This window comes from uncultured Thiocystis sp., from assembly GCF_903866365.1.
Lineage (GTDB): Bacteria > Pseudomonadota > Gammaproteobacteria > Chromatiales > Chromatiaceae > Chromatium.
This window is the reverse complement of sequence record NZ_CAIPNF010000396.1, coordinates 1-20,836: the sequence shown is the minus strand read 5'-3', so window position 1 is coordinate 20,836 and position 20,836 is coordinate 1. Positions and strand designations below refer to the sequence as shown.

Annotated in this window: 35 protein-coding genes; all 35 read left to right on the top strand. The window is 59.3% G+C overall.

What is annotated here, in order from left to right; all coding sequences use genetic code 11:
- Window positions 1-418 precede the first annotated feature (418 nt).
- The 35 genes from rpsL (at window position 419) to QZY07_RS21940 (ending at window position 20,718) form a co-directional block, all read left to right on the top strand.
- The gene (rpsL, locus tag QZY07_RS22110) at window positions 419-793 is read left to right on the top strand and encodes a 30S ribosomal protein S12 (protein WP_014780392.1); all 375 of its coding nucleotides are present in this window, start codon (window positions 419-421) and stop codon (window positions 791-793) included.
- Between the two features lie 63 nt (window positions 794-856).
- Complete coding sequence (rpsG, locus tag QZY07_RS22105) at window positions 857-1,327, top strand: 30S ribosomal protein S7 (protein WP_201092439.1); 471 nt, start codon at window positions 857-859, stop codon at window positions 1,325-1,327.
- A gap of 44 nt (window positions 1,328-1,371) precedes the next feature.
- The gene (fusA, locus tag QZY07_RS22100) at window positions 1,372-3,468 is read left to right on the top strand and encodes an elongation factor G (protein WP_295407542.1); all 2,097 of its coding nucleotides are present in this window, start codon (window positions 1,372-1,374) and stop codon (window positions 3,466-3,468) included.
- A 19-nt stretch (window positions 3,469-3,487) separates the two neighbouring features.
- On the top strand, window positions 3,488-4,678 hold the full coding sequence (tuf, locus tag QZY07_RS22095; protein ID WP_295407539.1) for an elongation factor Tu: 1,191 nt from the start codon (window positions 3,488-3,490) through the stop codon (window positions 4,676-4,678).
- 4 nt (window positions 4,679-4,682) lie between these two features.
- Window positions 4,683-4,994 (top strand): 30S ribosomal protein S10, encoded by a 312-nt coding sequence (gene rpsJ / locus QZY07_RS22090; protein WP_014780395.1) that lies wholly within the window; start codon window positions 4,683-4,685, stop codon window positions 4,992-4,994.
- A gap of 10 nt (window positions 4,995-5,004) precedes the next feature.
- Window positions 5,005-5,655: a 50S ribosomal protein L3 gene (gene rplC / locus QZY07_RS22085; RefSeq protein WP_295407534.1), complete on the top strand. Its 651-nt coding sequence runs from the start codon at window positions 5,005-5,007 to the stop codon at window positions 5,653-5,655.
- Between the two features lie 6 nt (window positions 5,656-5,661).
- Entirely contained in the window at window positions 5,662-6,273 is a 612-nt protein-coding gene (gene rplD, locus QZY07_RS22080) for a 50S ribosomal protein L4 (RefSeq protein ID WP_295407533.1), read from the top strand.
- Window positions 6,270-6,566, top strand: a complete 297-nt coding sequence (gene rplW, locus QZY07_RS22075; RefSeq protein WP_295407529.1) for a 50S ribosomal protein L23 — start codon at window positions 6,270-6,272, stop codon at window positions 6,564-6,566. Before rplD ends, rplW begins: the two co-directional genes overlap by 4 nt.
- Window positions 6,567-6,598: 32 nt before the next feature.
- Window positions 6,599-7,426: a 50S ribosomal protein L2 gene (rplB, locus tag QZY07_RS22070; RefSeq protein WP_295407525.1), complete on the top strand. Its 828-nt coding sequence runs from the start codon at window positions 6,599-6,601 to the stop codon at window positions 7,424-7,426.
- A 19-nt stretch (window positions 7,427-7,445) separates the two neighbouring features.
- Complete coding sequence (rpsS, locus tag QZY07_RS22065; protein ID WP_014780400.1) at window positions 7,446-7,724, top strand: 30S ribosomal protein S19; 279 nt, start codon at window positions 7,446-7,448, stop codon at window positions 7,722-7,724.
- Window positions 7,725-7,738: 14 nt separating this feature from the next.
- Window positions 7,739-8,071 (top strand): 50S ribosomal protein L22, encoded by a 333-nt coding sequence (rplV, locus tag QZY07_RS22060; protein WP_295407521.1) that lies wholly within the window; start codon window positions 7,739-7,741, stop codon window positions 8,069-8,071.
- Window positions 8,072-8,089: 18 nt separating this feature from the next.
- Window positions 8,090-8,767, top strand: a complete 678-nt coding sequence (gene rpsC, locus QZY07_RS22055; protein ID WP_295407517.1) for a 30S ribosomal protein S3 — start codon at window positions 8,090-8,092, stop codon at window positions 8,765-8,767.
- A gap of 3 nt (window positions 8,768-8,770) precedes the next feature.
- Entirely contained in the window at window positions 8,771-9,184 is a 414-nt protein-coding gene (rplP, locus tag QZY07_RS22050; RefSeq protein ID WP_295407514.1) for a 50S ribosomal protein L16, read from the top strand.
- Window positions 9,184-9,384 carry a 50S ribosomal protein L29 gene (gene rpmC, locus QZY07_RS22045; RefSeq protein ID WP_295407511.1) on the top strand — a complete coding sequence of 67 codons (201 nt, stop codon included), beginning with the start codon at window positions 9,184-9,186 and terminating at the stop codon, window positions 9,382-9,384. The genes rplP and rpmC overlap by 1 nt, the downstream gene beginning before the upstream one ends.
- Window positions 9,381-9,647: a 30S ribosomal protein S17 gene (gene rpsQ / locus QZY07_RS22040; protein WP_295407509.1), complete on the top strand. Its 267-nt coding sequence runs from the start codon at window positions 9,381-9,383 to the stop codon at window positions 9,645-9,647. The genes rpmC and rpsQ overlap by 4 nt, the downstream gene beginning before the upstream one ends.
- A 112-nt stretch (window positions 9,648-9,759) precedes the next feature.
- Window positions 9,760-10,128: a 50S ribosomal protein L14 gene (gene rplN / locus QZY07_RS22035; RefSeq protein WP_014780406.1), complete on the top strand. Its 369-nt coding sequence runs from the start codon at window positions 9,760-9,762 to the stop codon at window positions 10,126-10,128.
- Between the two features lie 12 nt (window positions 10,129-10,140).
- Entirely contained in the window at window positions 10,141-10,458 is a 318-nt protein-coding gene (rplX, locus tag QZY07_RS22030; RefSeq protein WP_295407504.1) for a 50S ribosomal protein L24, read from the top strand.
- 14 nt (window positions 10,459-10,472) lie between these two features.
- Window positions 10,473-11,012 (top strand): 50S ribosomal protein L5, encoded by a 540-nt coding sequence (rplE, locus tag QZY07_RS22025; RefSeq protein WP_295407501.1) that lies wholly within the window; start codon window positions 10,473-10,475, stop codon window positions 11,010-11,012.
- A 9-nt stretch (window positions 11,013-11,021) separates the two neighbouring features.
- Window positions 11,022-11,327 carry a 30S ribosomal protein S14 gene (gene rpsN / locus QZY07_RS22020; RefSeq protein ID WP_295407498.1) on the top strand — a complete coding sequence of 102 codons (306 nt, stop codon included), beginning with the start codon at window positions 11,022-11,024 and terminating at the stop codon, window positions 11,325-11,327.
- Between the two features lie 102 nt (window positions 11,328-11,429).
- Window positions 11,430-11,825: a 30S ribosomal protein S8 gene (gene rpsH, locus QZY07_RS22015; RefSeq protein WP_295407495.1), complete on the top strand. Its 396-nt coding sequence runs from the start codon at window positions 11,430-11,432 to the stop codon at window positions 11,823-11,825.
- A gap of 12 nt (window positions 11,826-11,837) precedes the next feature.
- Window positions 11,838-12,371 (top strand): 50S ribosomal protein L6, encoded by a 534-nt coding sequence (gene rplF / locus QZY07_RS22010; protein WP_295407493.1) that lies wholly within the window; start codon window positions 11,838-11,840, stop codon window positions 12,369-12,371.
- Between the two features lie 13 nt (window positions 12,372-12,384).
- Window positions 12,385-12,741 carry a 50S ribosomal protein L18 gene (gene rplR, locus QZY07_RS22005; RefSeq protein WP_295407490.1) on the top strand — a complete coding sequence of 119 codons (357 nt, stop codon included), beginning with the start codon at window positions 12,385-12,387 and terminating at the stop codon, window positions 12,739-12,741.
- Window positions 12,742-12,751: 10 nt separating this feature from the next.
- Window positions 12,752-13,258, top strand: a complete 507-nt coding sequence (gene rpsE / locus QZY07_RS22000) for a 30S ribosomal protein S5 (RefSeq protein WP_295407486.1) — start codon at window positions 12,752-12,754, stop codon at window positions 13,256-13,258.
- A 3-nt stretch (window positions 13,259-13,261) separates the two neighbouring features.
- Entirely contained in the window at window positions 13,262-13,468 is a 207-nt protein-coding gene (gene rpmD / locus QZY07_RS21995) for a 50S ribosomal protein L30 (protein ID WP_014780414.1), read from the top strand.
- Window positions 13,455-13,889 (top strand): 50S ribosomal protein L15, encoded by a 435-nt coding sequence (gene rplO, locus QZY07_RS21990; RefSeq protein ID WP_295407480.1) that lies wholly within the window; start codon window positions 13,455-13,457, stop codon window positions 13,887-13,889. Before rpmD ends, rplO begins: the two co-directional genes overlap by 14 nt.
- Window positions 13,890-13,908: 19 nt before the next feature.
- Window positions 13,909-15,261 (top strand): preprotein translocase subunit SecY, encoded by a 1,353-nt coding sequence (secY, locus tag QZY07_RS21985; RefSeq protein WP_295407477.1) that lies wholly within the window; start codon window positions 13,909-13,911, stop codon window positions 15,259-15,261.
- A 27-nt stretch (window positions 15,262-15,288) separates the two neighbouring features.
- Complete coding sequence (gene rpmJ, locus QZY07_RS21980; protein ID WP_201092399.1) at window positions 15,289-15,402, top strand: 50S ribosomal protein L36; 114 nt, start codon at window positions 15,289-15,291, stop codon at window positions 15,400-15,402.
- An 82-nt stretch (window positions 15,403-15,484) separates the two neighbouring features.
- Window positions 15,485-15,841 (top strand): 30S ribosomal protein S13, encoded by a 357-nt coding sequence (gene rpsM, locus QZY07_RS21975; protein WP_295407472.1) that lies wholly within the window; start codon window positions 15,485-15,487, stop codon window positions 15,839-15,841.
- Window positions 15,842-15,879: 38 nt separating this feature from the next.
- The gene (gene rpsK, locus QZY07_RS21970) at window positions 15,880-16,269 is read left to right on the top strand and encodes a 30S ribosomal protein S11 (protein ID WP_201092384.1); all 390 of its coding nucleotides are present in this window, start codon (window positions 15,880-15,882) and stop codon (window positions 16,267-16,269) included.
- A gap of 26 nt (window positions 16,270-16,295) precedes the next feature.
- Window positions 16,296-16,916 carry a 30S ribosomal protein S4 gene (rpsD, locus tag QZY07_RS21965; RefSeq protein WP_295407466.1) on the top strand — a complete coding sequence of 207 codons (621 nt, stop codon included), beginning with the start codon at window positions 16,296-16,298 and terminating at the stop codon, window positions 16,914-16,916.
- A gap of 22 nt (window positions 16,917-16,938) precedes the next feature.
- A complete protein-coding gene (gene rpoA, locus QZY07_RS21960; protein ID WP_295407463.1) occupies window positions 16,939-17,949 on the top strand; it encodes a DNA-directed RNA polymerase subunit alpha in 1,011 nt (336 codons plus the stop codon).
- A 77-nt stretch (window positions 17,950-18,026) separates the two neighbouring features.
- The gene (gene rplQ, locus QZY07_RS21955; RefSeq protein WP_295407461.1) at window positions 18,027-18,419 is read left to right on the top strand and encodes a 50S ribosomal protein L17; all 393 of its coding nucleotides are present in this window, start codon (window positions 18,027-18,029) and stop codon (window positions 18,417-18,419) included.
- Window positions 18,420-18,564: 145 nt separating this feature from the next.
- A complete protein-coding gene (locus tag QZY07_RS21950; RefSeq protein ID WP_295407458.1) occupies window positions 18,565-19,332 on the top strand; it encodes an SAM-dependent chlorinase/fluorinase in 768 nt (255 codons plus the stop codon).
- Window positions 19,333-19,483: 151 nt separating this feature from the next.
- Window positions 19,484-20,254 carry a tellurite resistance TerB family protein gene (locus QZY07_RS21945; protein WP_295407455.1) on the top strand — a complete coding sequence of 257 codons (771 nt, stop codon included), beginning with the start codon at window positions 19,484-19,486 and terminating at the stop codon, window positions 20,252-20,254.
- Between the two features lie 107 nt (window positions 20,255-20,361).
- Window positions 20,362-20,718, top strand: coding sequence for an ERCC4 domain-containing protein (locus tag QZY07_RS21940; protein WP_295407452.1), 357 nt, complete (start codon window positions 20,362-20,364; stop codon window positions 20,716-20,718).
- Window positions 20,719-20,836 lie beyond the last annotated feature (118 nt).

The following is a 20,836-nucleotide window of genomic DNA, read 5'->3' as shown; positions in this document are numbered from 1 at the left end:
CGTCGGTCTCCGGCGTCGAGACCATGATGGTTTGGCGGTTGCGGCGGCACACCGAGCCATCGCCCCGCTGGCGATGGCTTGACGACCGGAACGCCGCGCGATCGGCTTGATCGCTGGCGGCTGAAAGCGATCTCTGAATTTCAAGGTGTCTCAAGCTCGGGTCGGTTAGTCAACGAATTGAAAGCGTTGACAGGCTATGGCTTGCTCCCTATACTGGTCTGTCTTAGCTAGCCGGCTTTGCTCCGGCTAGTCTCTTTTTTAGTCCGGTTCCTTGGTCTGGGCAATCCGCCCGGTCCCCGAGTCGATCGATCGCATTTCGTGCGCGAGTGCTGGCGTTCAACCCCGCTGGCAAGTTGCCGCGCAGGTGTCGCTTGACTCTCGTGATGATGGCGCGAGGGCGCCGCTGGAGACTGATTGCATGGCAACGATCAACCAACTCGTCCGGAAGCCCCGCAAGCGGAACGTGACGAAAACCAATGTGCCCGCTCTTGAGGCTTGTCCTCAGCGCCGTGGCGTTTGTACGCGTGTGTATACCACGACCCCGAAAAAGCCGAATTCGGCCCTGCGGAAAGTCGCTCGCGTGCGTCTGACCAACGGGTTTGAGGTGGCGACCTATATCGGTGGCGAGGGGCATAACCTTCAAGAGCATTCGGTGGTTCTGATCCGCGGGGGGCGCGTCAAGGATTTGCCGGGTGTGCGTTATCACACGGTGCGCGGCACGCTAGACACCTCCGGGGTCGAAAAGCGGCGTCAGGGTCGTTCCAAGTACGGCGCCAAGCGCCCGAAGAAGTAATCGGTCGTCCAGCGCCCCCTGAATCAAGCCAGTTCAACGAATAAGGTCGGAGCCTTAGAGATCATGCCGAGAAGACGCGTAGCCGCCCGTCGCCAAGTCCTTCCAGATCCCAAGCACGGAAGCGAGTTGTTGACCAAGTTCATCAACATGATGATGGAAGATGGAAAGAAATCCGTGGCCGAGCGGATTATTTATCGTGCCCTCGATCAGGTCGTCGAAAAAAAAGGTGGCAAGCCCGTGGAACTGCTTGAGCAGGCCATGGAAAACGTGCGTCCGGCCGTCGAGGTGAAATCCCGGCGCGTGGGCGGCGCGACCTACCAAGTGCCGATCGAGGTGCGCCCGGCCCGCCGCAATTCGCTCGCCATGCGTTGGCTGATCGACGCGGCCCGCAAGCGCTCGGAAAAATCCATGGCACAGCGGTTGGCCGGCGAGTTGATGGACGCGGCGGATTCCCGCGGTTCCGCGGTCAAGAAAAAAGAAGATACGCACCGTATGGCAGAAGCCAATAAGGCGTTCTCGCATTATCGCTGGTAGCCTCTGGTTCAGCGTTCTTTAGATTCATCAAGGCGGATTCAGTCGTGGCACGTAGCACACCTATCGAGCGGTATCGCAACCTGGGCATCATGGCACACATCGATGCAGGGAAGACCACTACCACTGAGCGCATCCTGTTCTACACGGGTGTCTCCCATAAGATCGGTGAAGTGCACGATGGCGCGGCGACCATGGATTGGATGGAGCAGGAGCAGGAGCGCGGAATCACCATCACGTCCGCCGCGACGACCTGTTTCTGGAAGGGGATGAGCCGCCAGCGTCCCGAGTATCGGATCAATATCATCGATACCCCCGGGCACGTCGATTTCACGATTGAGGTCGAGCGTTCGCTGCGCGTGCTCGATGGCGCCTGCGCGGTGTTCTGCGCTGTAGGTGGCGTCGAGCCCCAGTCCGAAACCGTCTGGCGCCAAGCCGATAAATATGGCGTGCCGCGCATTGCCTTCGTTAACAAAATGGACCGGATGGGCGCCGATTTTTTCCGCGTCGTGCGGCAGGTCAAGGACCGACTCGGCGGCAATGCCGTTCCGATCCAGGTGCCGATTGGCGCAGAGGAAGATTTCAAAGGCGTCGTCGACCTGGTGCAGATGAAGGCTGTCTACTGGGATGAAGCCTCGCGCGGCATGGAATACGAGATGCGCGACATTCCGGAGGATCTCGTCGAACTCAGCAATGAATGGCGCGAGGCGATGATCGAGGCCGCGGCCGAGGCGAACGAAGAGCTGATGGAGAAGTACCTGAATGGTCAGCCGCTGACCAATGAGGAAATCCAGGCTGGACTTCGCGCGCGCACGCTCAGAAGCGAAATCGTTCCCATGATGTGCGGGTCGGCCTTCAAGAACAAAGGCGTCCAGGCCATGCTTGACGCCGCACTCGACTACATGCCATCGCCACTGGATGTCCCGGCCATTCGCGGCATCCTGGATGATCGGGACGAGACCGAGGCCGAGCGCCCGGCGTCCGATGACGCGCCCTTTGCCGCGCTGGCGTTCAAAATCGCGACCGATCCCTTCGTGGGTACCCTGACCTTTTTCCGCGCCTATTCCGGCGTGTTGAAGTCCGGCGACACGCTCTACAACCCGGTGAAGGGCCGTAAGGAGCGCATCGGACGCATCCTGCAGATGCACGCGAACGAGCGTCATGAAATCAAGGAAGTCCACGCGGGCGACATCGCCGCCGCCGTGGGCCTGAAAGATGTCACCACCGGAGACACTCTGTGCGATCTGAACAACATCATCACGCTGGAGCGGATGGAGTTCCCGGAGCCGGTCATCTCGGTGGCCGTGGAGCCTAAGACCAAGAGCGACCAGGAGAAGATGGGCATTGCCCTCTCGAAGCTGGCCCAGGAAGATCCTTCCTTCCGGGTGCGCACCGACGAGGAGTCTGGCCAGACCATCATCTCCGGCATGGGCGAACTGCATCTGGAAATCATCGTCGACCGCATGCGTCGCGAATTCAAGGTCGAGGCCAATGTTGGCGCGCCTCAGGTCAGCTATCGCGAGACCATTCGCTCGACGGTCCAGCAGGAAACCAAGTTTGCCCGTCAATCCGGCGGTCGCGGTCAATACGGCCATGTCTACATCAAGGTCGAACCGCAGGAAGCGGGCGGCGGTTACGAGTTCGTCAACGCGATCGTTGGCGGAACCGTGCCGAAGGAATATATCCCGGCGGTGGATAAAGGCATCAAGGAGGCCATGACGAATGGCATCCTGGCTGGATTCCCGATCGTGGATATCAAGGTAACGCTCTACGACGGTTCTTATCACGAGGTCGATTCGAGCGAAATGGCTTTCAAGATCGCTGGTTCCATGGCGATCAAGGAGGCCGTGGCCAAGGCGCGGCCTGTGTTGCTGGAACCCATCATGAAGGTCGAGGTCGTGACGCCCGAGATCAATATGGGCGATGTCATGGGTGACCTGAACAGCCGGCGCGGCATGATCCATGGAATGGAAGATGCGCCATCCGGCAAGATCATCCGTGCTGAGGTTCCCCTCTCGGAAATGTTCGGTTATTCGACCGATCTCCGGTCGGCGACCCAGGGTCGCGCGACCTACAGCATGGAGTTCAGCAAATACAACGAGGTGCCCGCCAGCATTGCCGAAGCGGTCTCCAAGAAACAGTAACGATTAAGGGTAGAGCGGGATGTCCAAAGAAAAATTCCAACGTAGCAAGCCGCACGTCAACGTCGGCACGATTGGCCACGTCGACCACGGCAAGACCACGCTGACGGCGGCGATCACCACCCATCAGGCCAAGAAGTTTGGCGGCGAAGCGCGCGCCTACGACCAGATCGACAACGCCCCCGAGGAGCGTGCGCGCGGCATCACCATCGCCACCGCCCACGTCGAATACGAGACGACGAAGCGTCACTACGCCCACGTCGACTGCCCCGGGCATGCCGACTACGTCAAGAACATGATCACCGGCGCGGCGCAGATGGACGGCGCCATCCTCGTCGTCTCGGCGGCCGACGGCCCGATGCCCCAGACCCGCGAGCACATCCTGCTCTCGCGTCAGGTCGGCGTGCCCTACATCGTCGTCTACCTCAACAAAGTCGACATGCTCGACGATCCCGAGCTGCTCGAACTCGTCGAGATGGAAGTGCGCGAACTGCTCGCCAAATACGACTTCCCCGGCGACGACACCCCGATCGTCACCGGCTCGGCCAAGCTCGCCCTCGAAGGCGTCGACAGCGAGATCGGCACCCAGTCGATCGACCGTCTCATGGACGCCATCGACAGCTACATTCCCGAGCCCGAGCGGGCCATCGACGGCGCCTTCCTGATGCCCATCGAAGACGTCTTCTCCATCTCCGGGCGCGGCACCGTCGTGACCGGACGCATCGAGCGCGGCATCGTCAAGGTCGGCGAGGAAGTCGAGATTGTCGGCATCAAGGACACCGTCAAGACCACCTGTACCGGCGTTGAGATGTTCCGCAAACTGCTCGACCAGGGCCAGGCCGGCGACAACGTCGGCGTGCTCCTGCGCGGCACCAAGCGCGAGGATGTCGAGCGTGGCCAGGTACTGGCCAAGCCCAAGTCGATTCACCCGCACACCCACTTCGAAGCCGAAGTCTACGTGCTCAGCAAGGACGAAGGCGGGCGTCACACCCCCTTCTTCAACGGCTACCGTCCGCAGTTCTACTTCCGCACCACCGACGTCACCGGCGCCTGCGAACTGCCCGAGGGGATCGAAATGGTCATGCCCGGCGACAACGTCAAGATGACCATCAAGCTGATCGCCCCGATCGCCATGGAAGAAGGTCTGCGCTTCGCCGTGCGCGAAGGCGGACGCACGGTCGGTGCCGGCGTCGTCGCGAAGATAATCGAGTAAGGACATGAGCAGCCAAAGAATTCGTATTCGCCTGAAGGCGTTCGATCACCGTTTGATCGACCAGTCCGCCCGTGAAATCGTCGACACCGCCAAGCGCACGGGCGCCCAGGTGCGGGGTCCGGTACCGCTGCCGTCCAAGAAGGAGCGCTTCACGATCCTGATCTCGCCGCATGTCAATAAAGACGCGCGCGACCAGTACGAGCTGCGGACGCATAAACGCCTGATGGATATTGTCGACCCCACGGATAAGACGGTCGATGCGCTAATGAAACTGGATCTGGCCGCGGGCGTCGACGTCCAGATCAAGCTGAGCTGAGGACGAGACGATGACGATCGGAGTTATCGGGCGCAAGGCTGGCATGACCCGCCTGTTCCAAGAAGACGGGGAGAGCATCCCTGTCACCGTGATCGAGGTGACGCCGAACCGCGTCAGCCAGGTCAAGTCCGCCGAGACCGATGGCTATCGCGCCGTTCAGGTCGCATTCGGCACGCGCCGCGCCTCACGCGTCACCAAGCCGATGGCCGGGCACTATGCCAAGGCCGGCGTGGAAGCGGGCGAAGTGCTGCGCGAGTTCCGGCTGGAGGGCGACGAAGGCGCCGAACTGGAGGTTGGGCAGGAAATCTCGGTGTCCATCTTCGAGATCGGTCAAAAAGTCGATGTGAGGGGCGTGACCAAGGGCCGTGGATTTACCGGCGCCATCCGACGTCACCACTTTTCCATGCAGGACGCGACGCACGGTAACTCGCGCTCGCACCGTTCGGCGGGTTCGATCGGACAGAACCAGACCCCAGGTCACGTTTGGAAAGGCAAGAAAATGGCCGGTCACCTGGGTGCCGACAATCGCTGTCAGCAGAACCTTGAGGTGGTGCGGGTCGATGCCGAGCGGAACCTGTTGCTGGTCCGTGGCGGCGTGCCTGGCCCGACCGGTGGGCGACTGATCGTGCTGCCGTCCGTGAAGCAGAAAAACAAGGGTTAAGCAGTCATGGAACTTGCCATTCGAAACCACACTGGCACTGCTAGTGTGCAGGTTTCAGACACCGTGTTCGGTGTCGAATACAAGCCTGGCCTCGTGCATCAGGTGGTGACCGCTTACATGGCGGCCGCCCGTTCGGGCACGAAGGCACAGAAAACGCGCGCCGAAGTCTCTGGTGGCGGCGCCAAGCCATGGCGCCAGAAAGGCACTGGCCGGGCGCGTGCCGGTAGCTCGCGCAGCCCTATCTGGCGTTCCGGTGGCGTGACCTTCGCGGCCAAGCCGCGCGATTACACCCAGAAAGTCAATCGTAAGATGTATCGCGGTGCCGTGCGTTCGATTCTGTCGGAACTGGTCCGTACCGAGCGTTTAATCATTGTGCCGGAGCTTTCCCTGCCGGCACCGAAGACGAAGGAACTGGTTGCGCTCCTGAAGACCTTCGAGTTGCGGGACGTGCTGATTCTGACCGACGGTCTGGATGAAGCCTTGTACCTGGCGGCCCGTAATCTGTACGGCGTCATTGTCATGTCGGCTCAGGAAGTCGACCCCGTGAGCCTGGTCGCCTTCGACACCCTCCTGGCGACCGAAGCCGCGGTGAAGAAGCTTGAGGAGCGTCTGGCATGAACAACGAACGTCTCATGAAGGTGCTGCTGGCGCCGATCGTCTCCGAAAAATCGAACCGGATCGCCGAGCAGTCGAGTCAGTTTACTTTTCGTGTCGTGACGGATGCGACGAAGCGCGAAATCGCAAGCGCCGTCGAGCTTCTGTTCGAGGTCAAGGTTGATCACGTTCATGTGCTGAACGTCAAAGGGAAAGCGAAACGGGTCAAGCAGCGTCTCGGCAAGCGCCAGGATTGGCGGAAGGCTTATGTGCGCCTGAAACCCGGCCATGATATCGACTTCGGCGGCGGCGCGTGAGCGCGGCGGCGGACAGAAACGGATAGACCAAGATGCCAATCGTAAAGACAAAGCCCACGTCCGCCGGACGTCGTTTCGTCGTTAAGGTCACGACGCCGGAACTGCACAAGGGCGCCCCTTACAGGCCACTGATCGAAAAGAAATCCAAGCATGGCGGGCGCAATAACCTGGGCCGTATCACCGTGCGCCACCAGGGCGGCGGCCATAAGCAACGCTATCGTATCGTGGATTTCAAGCGGAACAAGGAAGGCGTTCCTGCAACCGTAGAGCGACTTGAATATGATCCGAATCGCTCCGCGCATCTGGCGTTGTTGAAATATGCCGACGGCGAGCGCGCCTACATCATCGCGCCGAAAGGGCTTCATGCGGGCGACAGCGTTCAGGCCGGCGAAGCCGCTCCGATCGCCGTGGGTAACTGCATGCCGCTGCGCAACATTCCGGTCGGCACCCAGGTGCATTGCATCGAGATGCGACCCGGTAAGGGCGCGCAGATGGCGCGTGCGGCCGGCGCATCGGCACAGCTGATCGCGCGCGATACCTCGGCGGCAACCCTGCGGCTGCGTTCGGGCGAGATGCGCAAGGTGCATGCCGACTGCCGGGCCGTGATCGGCGAGGTCGGGAATGCCGAGCATAGCCTGCAAAAACTTGGCAAGGCGGGCGCGACCCGCTGGCGCGGTGTGCGTCCGACCGTCCGCGGCGTCGTCATGAACCCGGTGGATCACCCGCATGGCGGCGGCGAAGGCCGTACCTCCGGCGGCCGTCACCCGGTGACTCCCTGGGGTGTGCCGACCAAGGGTCATAAGACACGCAAGAACAAGCGGACCGACGGCATGATTGTCCGTCGTCGCGGTCGCAAATAATTAAGGCGAGGTTGAGCAAGTGCCACGTTCGATTCGAAAAGGACCCTTTGTGGACCACCACCTGATCAAAAAGGTGGAAGAAGCGGTCGCCCAAAACAGTAAGCGCCCGATCAAAACCTGGTCGCGCCGCTCCATGGTGCTGCCGGAAATGGTGGGCCTGACCATTGCGGTCCACAACGGACGTCAGCACGTGCCCGTGCTCGTCAACGAAAACATGATCGGCCATAAACTCGGTGAGTTTTCCATGACCCGCACCTATCGCGGTCATGCGGCCGATCGCAAGGCGAAAAAGCGCTAGTCGGAGATCCGCGGATGCAAGCCGAAGCAACACTGAAATATGCCCGGATCTCGGCCCAGAAGGCTCGACTGGTCGCGGATCTGATTCGTGGTCGTCATGTCGAGGAGGCCCTGACCACCCTGACGTTCAGTACCCAGAAAGGTGCTGGGCTAATTAAGGGCGTTCTGGAGTCCGCCATCGCGAATGCCGAGCATAACGAGGGCGCGGATATCGACGAGCTCAAGGTTGCGGCCATTCAGATCAACGAAGGCCCGACCATGAAGCGGATCCGCGCGCGCGCCAAGGGGCGTGCCAACCGAATCAAGAAACGCACCAGCCACATCAGTCTGATCGTGGCTGAAGGCTAGGGAATCCAGGGGACCAGCATGGGACAAAAAGTTCATCCGAACGGTATCCGGCTTGGCATCGTCAAGGACTGGACATCCAAGTGGTACGCGAGCACAAAAGATTACGCGAATTTTCTGAACACGGACCTTGCGGTGCGCGCCTTTCTGCGGAAAGAGCTCTCCAAGGCGTCCGTCAGTCGCATCCAGATCGATCGGCCCGCGAAAAATGCGCATATCACCATCCATACGGCGCGGCCGGGCGTGGTGATCGGCAAGAAAGGCGAGGATATCGACAAGCTGCGGGCGAAAGTCTCCGCGATGATGGGGATCCCGGTACATATCAGCATCGAAGAGATCCGCAAGCCGGAACTTGACGCGCAGCTGGTTGCCGAAGGCATCGCGCAGCAGCTTGAGCGTCGGATCATGTTCCGTCGCGCGATGAAGCGGTCGATCCAGAACACGATGCGGCTTGGTGCCGAAGGCGTCCGGATCAATGTCGCGGGCCGTCTGAATGGCGCCGAAATCGCGCGCAGCGAGTGGGCCCGCGAGGGTCGCGTACCGCTCCATACCCTGCGTGCCGATATCGATTACGGGTTTGCCGAGGCCAAAACGACCTATGGCATCCTGGGCGTCAAGGTGTGGATCTTCAAGGGCGAGGTATTCGGCGATCAGCTCCCCGAAGAACCGGCGCCGAAAGCGGCCGGAAAGAAGGGTTAAGTCATGCTGCAACCGAAACGTACCAAGTTCCGCAAGCAACATAAAGGGCGCAACCGTGGTCTTGCCCAGAGCGGGAACCGCGTCAGCTTCGGTGAATATGGCCTGAAGGCAACCGAACGCGGGCGTCTGACGGCGCGTCAGATCGAGGCGGCGCGTCGCGCGATCCAACGCAGCGTCAAGCGCGGCGGCAAGCTCTGGATTCGTGTCTTCCCGGATAAGCCGATTTCCAAAAAGCCCCTCGAAGTGCGCATGGGCAAGGGCAAAGGCAACGTCGAGTATTGGGTCGCCCTGGTTCAGCCTGGCTTTGTGCTCTATGAAATCGAAGGTGTCACGGAGGAGTTGGCCCGCGAGGCATTCGCGCTTGCGTCGGCGAAACTGCCCGTGCAGACCACTTTTGAAAAGCGGACGATTCTGTGATGAAGGCGAACGAACTTAGAAAAAACAGTCTCGAAGAGCTGCAAAAACAGCTGATGGAGTTGCTTCGCGAGCAATTCAATCTGCGCATGCAGCGGGGCACCGGCCAGTTGTCCAAGCCTTCGCAGATGAAGGCGGGACGGCGGGATATCGCCCGGATCAAGACGGTCATGACTGAAATGACGGCGGGCGCCAAATCATGAGCGACGATACCGAAAACAAGACCAATCGCACACTGGAAGGGCGCGTCACCAGCAGCGCCATGGACAAGACCGTGACGGTGCTCATCGAACGTCGGGTCAAGCATCCGCTGTACGGCAAATTCATGCGCCGCTCGACCAAGATTCATGCGCACGACGAAGACAACAGTTGTCATGAAGGCGATCTGGTGCGGGTCGAGCAGTGCAGACCGCTCTCCAAAACCAAATCATGGCGCTTGCTCGACATTATCGAGAAGGCTCGCTGAGGTTACGCGCGACGAGACGCCCCTGGCGTTCGTTCGCCGCCGCGTTCGGCGCGGTCATTCGCAGAGCAGCCGGATCCACTCCGGGATCAGCAATCAGTTTAGGTAAACGACAATGATTCAGATGCAGTCCAATCTAGGCGTCGCCGACAATAGCGGCGCAAAGAGGGTGCAATGCATCAAAGTGCTCGGCGGATCGCATCGGCGCTACGCGGGCATCGGCGATGTCATTAAGGTCTCCGTCAAGGATGCCATTCCGCGCGGCAAGGTCAAGAAAGGCGATGTCTATAACGCCGTCGTGGTCCGGACCCGAAAGGGCGTTCGTCGTCCGGATGGATCGCTGATCCGCTTCGACGGAAATGCCGCCGTGCTGCTGAATAATCAGCTCCAACCGATCGGGACACGTATTTTTGGGCCCGTGACGCGCGAACTTCGGGGTGACCGCTTCATGAAGATCATCTCGCTAGCACCCGAAGTGCTGTAAGGAGACGACAGCATGCAAAAAATCAAAAAAGGTGATGACGTCATCGTGATCACCGGCAAAGACAAAGGCAAGCGTGGCACGGTGTTGCGTGTCGTCGACGAGGATCATGTCATCGTCGAAAACATCAATATTGCCCGCAAGCATCAGAAGCCGAATCCACAGGCAGGCGAACCTGGCGGCATTATCGACAAGGCTATGCCGATTCAGGTGTCCAACGTCGCGTTGTACAACCCTCAAAAGGGCGGCGCGGATCGGGTCGGCTTCAAAATCCTGGAAGACGGTCGCAAGGTTCGCGTGTTCAAGTCGAACGGCGAAGTCGTCGACGTCTGACCGAGGGAAGCAAAATGACCAGATTACAGACAGAATATCGCGAACAGATCGTCGGCCAACTGAAGGAACGCTTTAGCTTCAAGAGCGTGATGCAGGTGCCGCGGATCGAGAAGATTACGCTCAACATGGGGGTTGGCGAGGCGATCGCGGATAAGAAGGTGATGGATCATGCCGTCGCCGATCTGCGCGCCATCGCCGGTCAGCAGCCCATTGTCACCTTCGCGCGCAAGTCGGTCGCCGGCTTTAAGATTCGCGAAGGTTGGCCGATCGGTTGCAAGGTGACGCTGCGCCGCGAACGGATGTACGAATTCCTCGATCGCCTGGTCAATGTCGCGATTCCGCGTATCCGCGACTTTCGGGGGCTGAGTCCGAAGTCGTTCGACGGACGCGGGAACTATTCGATGGGCGTGCGCGAACAGATCATGTTCCCCGAAATCGATTACGACAAGATCGACGCAATTCGCGGACTCGACATCACGATTACGACCTCGGCGCGGACGGACGAGGACGGACGCGCGCTGCTTGAGGCGTTCAAGTTCCCATTCCGTACCTGAGATAGCACTATGGCGAAGAAGAGCATGATTGCGCGCGACGTCAAGCGCACCCGGATCGCGGCCAAGTTCGGCGCGAAGCGCGCGGCACTGAAGGCCGTCATCAATGATCGTGGCGCGAGCGCGGAACAGATCGACGAGGCAATGCGGAAGTTCCATCTGCTTCCGCGCGATGCGAGTCCGTCGCGCCAGCAACGGCGCTGCCGGGTTAGCGGTCGTCCGCATGCCGTCTATCGGAAATTCGGGCTTGCGCGCATGAAGTTGCGCGAAGCCGTGATGCGCGGGGATGTCCCCGGCGTCGTCAAGGCGAGTTGGTAAGCCATTCGCCTCCTTCGGCGCTGTCCGCGATCTGGACCGCGCCGATCCAAAACACCTGAAGGGTATCGCGCCGTCAAGGCGGTTTGACCCAAGGAGCATCCCATGAGTATGTCGGATCCGATTGCGGATATGCTGACACGCATCCGCAACGGCCAGCAGCGTGGCAAAATCACCATTGTGATGCCGTCTTCCAAGCAGAAGGTCGCGATCGCGAACCTGCTGAAGGAAGAAGGCTATATCGCCGAGGCATCGGTCGAACCCAATGGCGGCAAGCCCGAGCTGGTCATCAAGCTCAAGTATTTCCGCGGCAAGCCCGTGATCGAGGTCATCAAGCGCATCTCGCGGCCGGGGCTACGCATTTATCGCAATAAAAACCAGTTGCCCAAGGTTTGGGCTGGACTTGGGATTGCGATCATCTCCACCTCGCAAGGTTTGATGACCGACCGCGCAGCCCGCCAGGCGGGTCACGGCGGCGAAATCATCGCCTACGTCGCTTAAGAGGATACGGAGATGTCACGAATCGCAAAGGCGCCGATTACGGTGCCCAAAGGTGTCACCGTCGAGATCGTCGGTCAGGATGTCAAAGTCAAGGGTGCGAAGGGCAGCCTTGAGTGGAGCGTCCATCCGACCGTTGTCGTCAGTCAGGATGCGAATGAACTCAAGGTCGCTCCAGCCGAGGGTCAGGCAAGCGCCTGGGCCATGGCCGGAACCACCCGCGCGCTGCTCAACAACATGGTGCTGGGCTGTAGCGCCGGTTTCACGCGCAAGCTCACGCTGGTGGGTGTCGGCTATCGCGCCGCGGCCAAGGGCGATGTCCTGAATCTGACCCTCGGTTTTTCGCATCCGATCGATTATCCGGTGCCCGCGGGCATCACCATCGAGACCCCGAGTCAGACCGAAGTCGTTGTCATGGGTGCCGATAAACAACGGGTCGGTCAGGTCGCCTCGGAAATCCGGGGGTTCCGTCCGCCGGAGCCTTACAAGGGCAAGGGCGTTCGTTACGCGGACGAAAATGTCCTGCGTAAGGAAGCCAAGAAGAAATAAGGGGTCTCACGTCATGGATAAAAAACAGGCTCGTCTGCGTCGTGCGACGCGGGCACGCGCCAAGATTCGGGAAATGGGCGAATTTCGGTTGTGCGTCCATCGCACGCCCCGGCATACCTACGCCCAAATCATTGCCCCGACGGGCGACAAGGTGGTCGCCAGCGCATCCACGCTGGATAAAGACATCCGCCAGTCGATCGAGGGCAACAAGGCAAACATTGTGGCGGCAACCGTCATCGGTAAGGCGATCGCGGAACGTGCCTTGTCCGCCGGCGTGGAAAGGGTCGCGTTCGACCGTTCCGGCTTCCGTTATCACGGCCGTCTCAAGGCGCTTGCCGACGCGGCGCGTGAGCACGGGCTGAAATTCTGAGGACTCGAACATGGCGAACTTCAATCCTAAGCCGGAAGGCGATGACCTTCTGGAAAAGCTGGTGGCGGTTAACCGCGTCGCCAAGGTGGTCAAGGGCGGCCGACAATTCGGCTTCGCCGCCTTGACGGTGGTGGGCGACGGTAAGGGTCGCGTCGGTTTCGGTCGCGGCAAGGCGCGCGAGGTACCGATCGCGATCCAGAAGGCGATGGAAAGCGCCCGCAAGAATATGATCGAAGTCAAGCTGAATGGCACTACCCTTCAGTATCCGCTGCAGGGCGAGCATGGTGCCGCGAAGGTCTTCATGCAGCCGGCCTCGGACGGTACCGGCATCATTGCCGGCGGCGCGATGCGTGCCGTGTTCGAGGTGCTCGGCGTTCAGAATGTCCTCGCCAAGTGCATCGGCACCAACAATCCGATCAACGTCGTGCGTGCGACGGTTCAGGGACTGCGTGCCATGAATGACGCGGAGACGATCGCTGCCAAGCGCGGTAAGACCGTCGAACAGATCCTGGGGTAAGCGATGTCTGACAAAAAAATGATGAAGGTGAAGCTGGTGCGCAGCACTAGCGGACGCCTTGAAAAACATAAGGCGTGTGTGCGCGGTCTTGGCCTGCGGCGGATGCATCAGGTCGTCGAGGTCGAGGACACGCCCTGCACCCGCGGGATGGTCAACGCCGTGTATTACATGGTCAAGGTCGTGGAGGAGTCTCACCATGCGGCTCAATGATCTCAAGCCCGATGCGGGCAGCCGGCCTTCCGCCAAGCGCGTCGGACGCGGCATCGGCAGCGGCCTGGGCAAGACCTGCGGCCGTGGCCACAAAGGACAGAAATCCAGAAAGGGCGGCTATCACAAGGTTGGCTTCGAGGGCGGTCAGATGCCGCTTCAGCGGCGTCTGCCGAAGGTCGGCTTCCGCTCCCTTAAATCCTTGGTGAGTGCCGAGGTGCGTTTGACCGAACTTAACCGCGTCGAGGGCGATGTCATCGATCTGGGTGCGCTGCGGGCGGTCGGGGTTGTGAATCGCGCGATCAAGACGGCCAAGATCATCGCTTCCGGAGAGGTCTCCCGCGCCTTTACGATTCGTGGCATCGGTGTGACCAAGGGGGCGCGCGTCGCCATCGAAGCGGCCGGCGGCAAGGTCGAAGATTAACCAACAGGCGCGAATTCGGATGGCTAAGAACGTCGGATCAATGGGTAAATCGCTTGGCGGAATGGGTCAGTTGACGGAGTTGAAACGCCGTCTGCTGTTCCTGTTAGGAGCTTTGCTCGTCTACCGTATCGGTACCTTTGTGCCGGTTCCGGGAGTCAACCCCGAGGCACTCGCCATCCTGTTCGATCAGAATCAGGGCTCGATCCTGGACATGTTCAACATGTTCTCGGGCGGTGCCCTGGAGCGCGCGAGTCTGTTTGCGCTCGGTGTCATGCCCTACATCTCGGCGTCGATCATCATTCAGTTGATGACCTCGGTGGTACCGCAACTCGAACAGTTGAAGAAAGAGGGCGAGTCCGGGCGGCGCAAGATTACCCAGTACACGCGCTATGGAACGGTTTTTCTTGCGACCTTTCAGGCGATCGGGATCTCGATGGCGCTGCAGGGGCAGACCGCGGGCGGTTCGGCGCTGGTGGTGCATGGGGGGCTCGGTTTTGTCTTTACCGCCGCCGTCTCGCTGGTCACCGGTACCATGTTTCTGATGTGGCTCGGCGAACAGATCACCGAACGTGGGATCGGTAACGGCATCTCGATGATCATCTTTTCCGGGATCGTCGCCGGCTTGCCGGCGGCGCTGGGTGGAACCCTGGAATTGGCGCGAACCGGTGAGATGAACTCACTGGCCGTGCTCGCCCTGTTTGCGATGGCGCTTGGCGTGACGGCCTTTGTGGTCTTTGTCGAGCGTGGACAGCGGCGGATCACCGTGAACTACGCGCGCCGTCAGCAAGGTCGGAAAATGATGCAGGCGCAGAGTACGCATCTGCCGCTGAAGCTGAATATGGCGGGAGTTATTCCTCCGATCTTTGCGTCGAGTATCCTGCTCTTCCCAGGCACGCTTGGGCAGTTTTTTGGCAGTAACGAAAATCTTCGGTGGATCGCCGATATTACCTCGAAGCTGTCGCCCGGCGAACCGCTTTATGTCCTGTTCTATACGGTTGCAATCGTCTTTTTCTGCTTTTTCTACACTGCGCTGGTATTTAATGCGAAGGAGACGGCGGACAACCTCAAGCGTTCAGGTGCCTTTATCCCCGGTATCCGTCCGGGGGAGCAAACCGCGCGCTACATCGACAGCGTGATGACGCGCCTGACAGCCGCTGGCGCCATCTATATCACCGCAGTCTGTTTACTGCCGGAGTTCCTGATCGTGGGCTACAACGTCCCCTTTTATTTCGGTGGCACATCGCTGCTCATCGTGGTCGTCGTAGTCATGGATTTCATGGCGCAGGTTCAGGCTCATTTGATGTCGCATCAATATGAAGGTCTGATGAAAAAGGCCAATCTGAAGTCGCCTGGCGCAGGCATGTTGCGCTAACAGGCGCTCAAGATTTAGGAGTTAACAATGAAAGTGCGTGCATCAGTCAAAAAGTTATGCAGAAACTGCAAAATCATCCGTCGTAATGGCGTCGTTCGTGTGATTTGCACGGACCCCCGCCACAAACAACGGCAAGGTTAACCGTACTGGTTGACCCTGAAAAAAAATTTGTTATACTGCGCGGTTTACCCGCTGAGCTATTAGGAATAAGGGGTTCGTCCATATGGCCCGTATCGCCGGCGTCAATATCCCAGATAAGAAACATGCCGTGATCGCCCTGACAGCGATTTACGGCATTGGCCGCACCAGTGCGGGCAAGATTTGCGACGCGGCAGGCATCCCGCGTGAGACCAAGATGCAGAAGCTGACGGAAGAAGAAGTCGATCGACTGCGTAATGAAGTCGCGAAGTTCACGGTCGAAGGTGACCTGCGCCGTGAGGTATCGATGAGCATTAAGCGGCTAATGGATCTGGGTTGCTATCGCGGCATCCGTCATCGTCGTGGTATGCCCCTGCGAGGCCAGCGCACGCGCACCAATGCCCGGACCCGTAAGGGGCCGCGCCGTCCGATCAAACGCTAATGACGTTCGATTGCAGCAGAAAGACTGGATAATGACGAATGGCTAAACCGATTCGCAACACGAAAAAGAAAATCAAGAAGCAGGTCGCGGACGGGGTCGCCCACGTTCACGCCTCCTTCAACAATACGATTATTACGATTACCGACCGCCAGGGAAATACCCTTTCCTGGGCAACGTCAGGCGGTTCCGGATTTCGTGGTTCTCGAAAAAGCACTCCCTTTGCAGCGCAGGTCGCGGCGGATAAGGCCGGCCAGGCGGCGAAGGACTACGGGCTGCGCAACTTAGATGTCAACGTCAAGGGGCCGGGTCCTGGGCGTGAATCCGCCGTGCGAGCACTGAACAACGCTGGCTTCAAGATCACGAGTATTACCGACGTGACGCCGATCCCACATAACGGCTGCCGTCCGCCTAAAAAGCGGCGCGTCTGACGTCTGACCGTTTAACAGGAAGAAACATGGCACGTTACACAGGCCCAACCTGCAAGCTGGCACGGCGCGAAGGAACCGATCTGTCGCTGAAGAGTCGCGCGCGCGCTTTGGATACCAAGTGCAACCTGGAGAAACAACCGGGCCAGACGACTGATCGTCGTCGTCGGCTTTCCGACTACGGCGTACAGTTGCGTGAAAAGCAAAAAGTTCGCCGGATTTATGGCTTGCTGGAAAAGCAGTTTCGTAACTACTACAAAAAGGCGGCTCAAACCAAGGGGGCGACAGGTGAAAACTTGCTCCAACTCCTAGAGCGTCGTCTCGATAATGTGGTCTTTCGGATGGGCTTCGGCTCAACTCGCGCGGAAGCGCGTCAGCTGGTCAGTCATAAAAGCATCCTGGTCAATGGTCGGATCGTGAACATCGCTTCTTACCAAGTGAGTGCGGAAGATCAGGTCGAAGTTCGCGAGCCGTCCAAAAAGCAACTTCGCGTCCAGAATGCGTTGGCATTGGCCGAGCAGTACGGTTTTCCTGATTGGGTTGAGGTTGACCCCAAAGGCCTGAAAGGCGTCTTCAGGCGTGTTCCAGACCGTTCAGATCTGCCGGCTGACATCAACGAGTCGCTGATCGTCGAGCTGTACTCCAAGTAAGGAGTTCCCTGAGAGGCACTGAATGAATGACGCTATTGGCGAATTTCTAAAACCGCGCATCGTAAAAGTTGAGTTGGTTCATGGTGACGTGAACCATGCCAAAATATCGCTGGAACCACTTGAGCGCGGTTTTGGGCACACCCTTGGAAATGCGCTCCGTCGAATTTTGCTGTCTTCCATGGATGGATGCGCTGTGACGGAAGTCGAAATCCAAGGTGTGCTTCACGAGTACACGACCATCGCTGGCGTACAGGAAGATGTGCTTGAGATCTTGTTGAATCTTAAGCAGTTGGCGATTTCGCTAAAAGGGAAAGACGAGGCGACCTACGCCTTGAGCAAAACCGGCCCCGGCCCCGTGACCGCGGCGGATATTGCGATTGATCACACGGCCGAGATCGCGAACCCCGAGCTCGTCATCGCTAACCTGTCGGAAGGCAGTCTGAGTATGACGTTGACGGTGCGGCGTGGAATTGGTTACGAGCCCACAACCCTGCGCGAGCTTGATGTCTCGGAGGATCGTCCGATCGGCAAATTGCCGATCGATGCTTCCTTCAGTCCGGTCCGTCGGGTTGCGATCGAGGTTCAATCCGCGCGTGTCGAGCAGCGCACGGACCTGGATCGTCTGGTGATCGATCTTGAAACCAACGGGACTCTTGATCCAAGAGAGGCGATTCAGCGATCCGCGTCGATACTGCGCGACCAGTTATCCAGTTTCGTTGCTTTGGAAGGCACCGGCCCATCCGAGATTCAAGTAACCGAAAGCAACCCTGAGTCGCCCTATGATCCGATTTTGTTGCGTCCGGTTGACGACCTCGAACTGACGGTGCGTTCCGCGAACTGTTTGAAGGCTGAAAATATCTATCTGATTGGTGACTTGATCCAGCGGACCGAGGTCGAGCTTCTGAAAACTCCGAATCTCGGGAAGAAGTCGCTGACGGAGATCAAGGATGTCCTCGCTACGCGCGGTCTGTCGTTAGGCATGCGTCTTGAGAATTGGCCGCCCGAGAACATTGCCGAGTTGAGCATTCGGTAACGAGCATTGCGCGGCCAACGTGGCGCGTTTCTCGTTGCATATAAAATCGATTACAAAGAACATTCGGGATCAGGATCATGCGTCACCGCAAAGCCGGAAGGCATCTCAATCGTACCAGTTCGCACCGCGAGGCGATGTTTCGCAATATGTCGGCCTCGCTGTTTCGTCATGAACTGATTAAAACCACTCTGCCCAAGGCCAAGGAGTTGCGGCGAATCGCCGAGCCATTGATTACCCTGGCAAAGACCGATTCGGTTCATACGCGTCGCCTGGCCTTCGCCCGACTCCGCGATAAAGAAATTATCGGCAAGCTGTTCGTCGAACTGGGTCCGCGTTATCAGGATCGTCCGGGCGGTTATCTGCGGATTCTCAAATGCGGTTATCGTGCCAGCGATGCGGCTCCTATGGCTTATGTCGAACTGGTCGACCGACCGATGACATCGGCGGCGGTCGACATCGACGACGATTGAGCAACCTCTTGATCGGAAAACCGGGCCGCCGCCCGGTTTTTTTATGCCTTGTTCAGATACACAGCGTCCGGACTTTGGGCATTGCTTCGAGCGATCCGGGTCTTGCTAAGAGTGCGTTTCAGGTCGGGCCACTTGGGGGTAAAACTTGAGTCCAGCGGCAATTCGGCGGATCGTGCTTGTCACCGACTTCGGTGGCGGTCTCTATGTGGGGCAAATGCGCGCTTGTTTGGGGGCTTTGCTGCCAGAATTGCCGCTGATCGATCTCGTGCATGACTTACCGCCCTTCCGGCCCGATCTGGCGGCCTATCTGCTCCCCGCCCTGGTGCGCGACATGCCAGGTAACACCTTGTATCTCTGTGTCGTCGACCCTGGTGTAGGCGGTGACCGTGCGCTGCTGGCCGTGGAGTCCGCTGGCGACTGGTTTATCGGCCCCGACAATGGTTTGCTGGCGCCTCTGATCCATCAGTCCGGTGGTGTGGTTTCGGTATGGCGTATCGGTTGGCGGCCGGAACGGATGTCTCCCAGTTTCCATGGTCGCGACTGGTTTGTGCCAGCCGCCGTGCGTCTCTGTCTTGGCCAGGATCTCCGGGTATCCGGCCTGGAGACTTCGGGCATGGCGGGCACCGATTGGCCACCAGAACGATACGCCATTCTCTATGTCGATCGCTTCGGCAATCTGATCTCCGGATTGAATGCCCGCGGGCGTGATCGACGGCATCGGCTTCAGGTCGGTGAACGGGCGGTGCGGAACGCGTGCACGTTTTGCCAAGTCGCGCCGGGCGAATCCTTTTGGTATGAAAACGCCTTTGGCCTGGTCGAGATTGCTGTGAATCGGGGCCGGGCCGATGAGATGCTGGGACTTGCCGCCGGCGACCTGATCGGTCCCTTCATCGCCCTGCCGGACGCCGTCTAGTCGATCAGGCGATCGTCAGTCATGCGCTTGACACAACCAACGTGTATACGTGGTTCGCTTCGATTTGGATCAGAATTGTCTTGGACGCCAGGGATCGGCAGGTTCGCTCGCGAAAAATGATGTGTTCACATAACCCATTGGAGATAGCGACATGACCAACTTTGGCGATTTACTTGGGGCGCTCCTGCAAAGTAACACGGGGCAGTCGGCGCAGAGCCGCATTGGCAATGCCCTGCAGGATTTGCAAGCCAATCTGGGGCAGGTATCCGGCGGTCAGGGAGGTGCCGGCGACCTTCTTGCCGGCATTCTTGAACAGGCGAAAACCAGTCTCGGTACCGCCGCCGAGAACCCGCTGCAGGCCGGCGGCATCGGAGCGGTTCTGGGGTCGCTGTTGGGCGGCGGCGGCGATTCCGTCAAGGGTGCCTTGTCGGGCGGCGTTCTGGCCATGCTGGCAGGCGTGGCGTTCAAGGCCATGAGCAATGCCGGGCAGGCTGGAGTGGCGGCTTCTCAAGGCGGTGAACCGCCGCTGGGACTGAAGCCTCCCGTGACTCCGGCGGAGCACTCACTGCTGGAAACCAAGGCGCAATTGATCATGAAAGGCATGATGAATATCGCCAAGTCGGATGGTCTGGTCAGCCCAGACGAGATCCAGCGAATCGTCGGCAAGGCCGCGGACGCAGGCATCGGTGCCCAGGGTCAGGAGTGGTTGATGGCCGAACTGCGCCAACCATTGAATCTGGATGTCTTTGCCGCGGAGATTCCTAATCCGGAGATGGCGGCGGAGGTGTATGCCGCCTCTCTGCTGGCGGTCGAGGTCGACACCCCGCAGGAGCGGGACTATCTTCGTCAGTTCGCCGAAAAAACCGGGCTTGCCCCTGTTGTGGTGCAGCAGATTCATCAATCGCTGGGTATTGTGATGTAACTCCAGGGGCGCGGTTTACGCGTAAACCGCGCCTGCGATGTGTTGACTGCCTGTCTTCCCTATTCTGGAAAAGATTGAGGAAGGCGCGCGACCAGGAGCGAATCGTTGTGGTTAACCAGCAGACGATCAGCGTCCACGTCGATGACCGGGAGTCCCGGAGCGGCGTTCTCGATGCGCTGAAGAAGCAGGATGGCGTGGAAGTACGGGTTCGGCGCCTGCCGGTTGGCGACTACTTGGTCGATGACCGTTTTCTGTTCGAGCGCAAGACCCTGATCGACCTGACGATCTCTATCCAGGATGGGCGTTTTTTCTCGCAAGGTCTGAAACTCGCCAGTTCGCCTCTACGGACCGCCTTGATCCTGGAAGGTACTTCGAAGGATCTGGCCGCCAGCCAGATGCGGCGCGAAGCGATCCAGGGAGCATTGGTTAGTTTGACACTGTTTCTCACGGTTCGCCCATTTTGACAGCTGATTACCCGGATTGGGCGCCCACGCCGAGATAGAGATCCTGCGGAAAGTCGAGCAAGCTGACAATGCGCGACTGCACGGCGTTCAGTGGGGTCATGTTGAGCCAGTCCGTGCC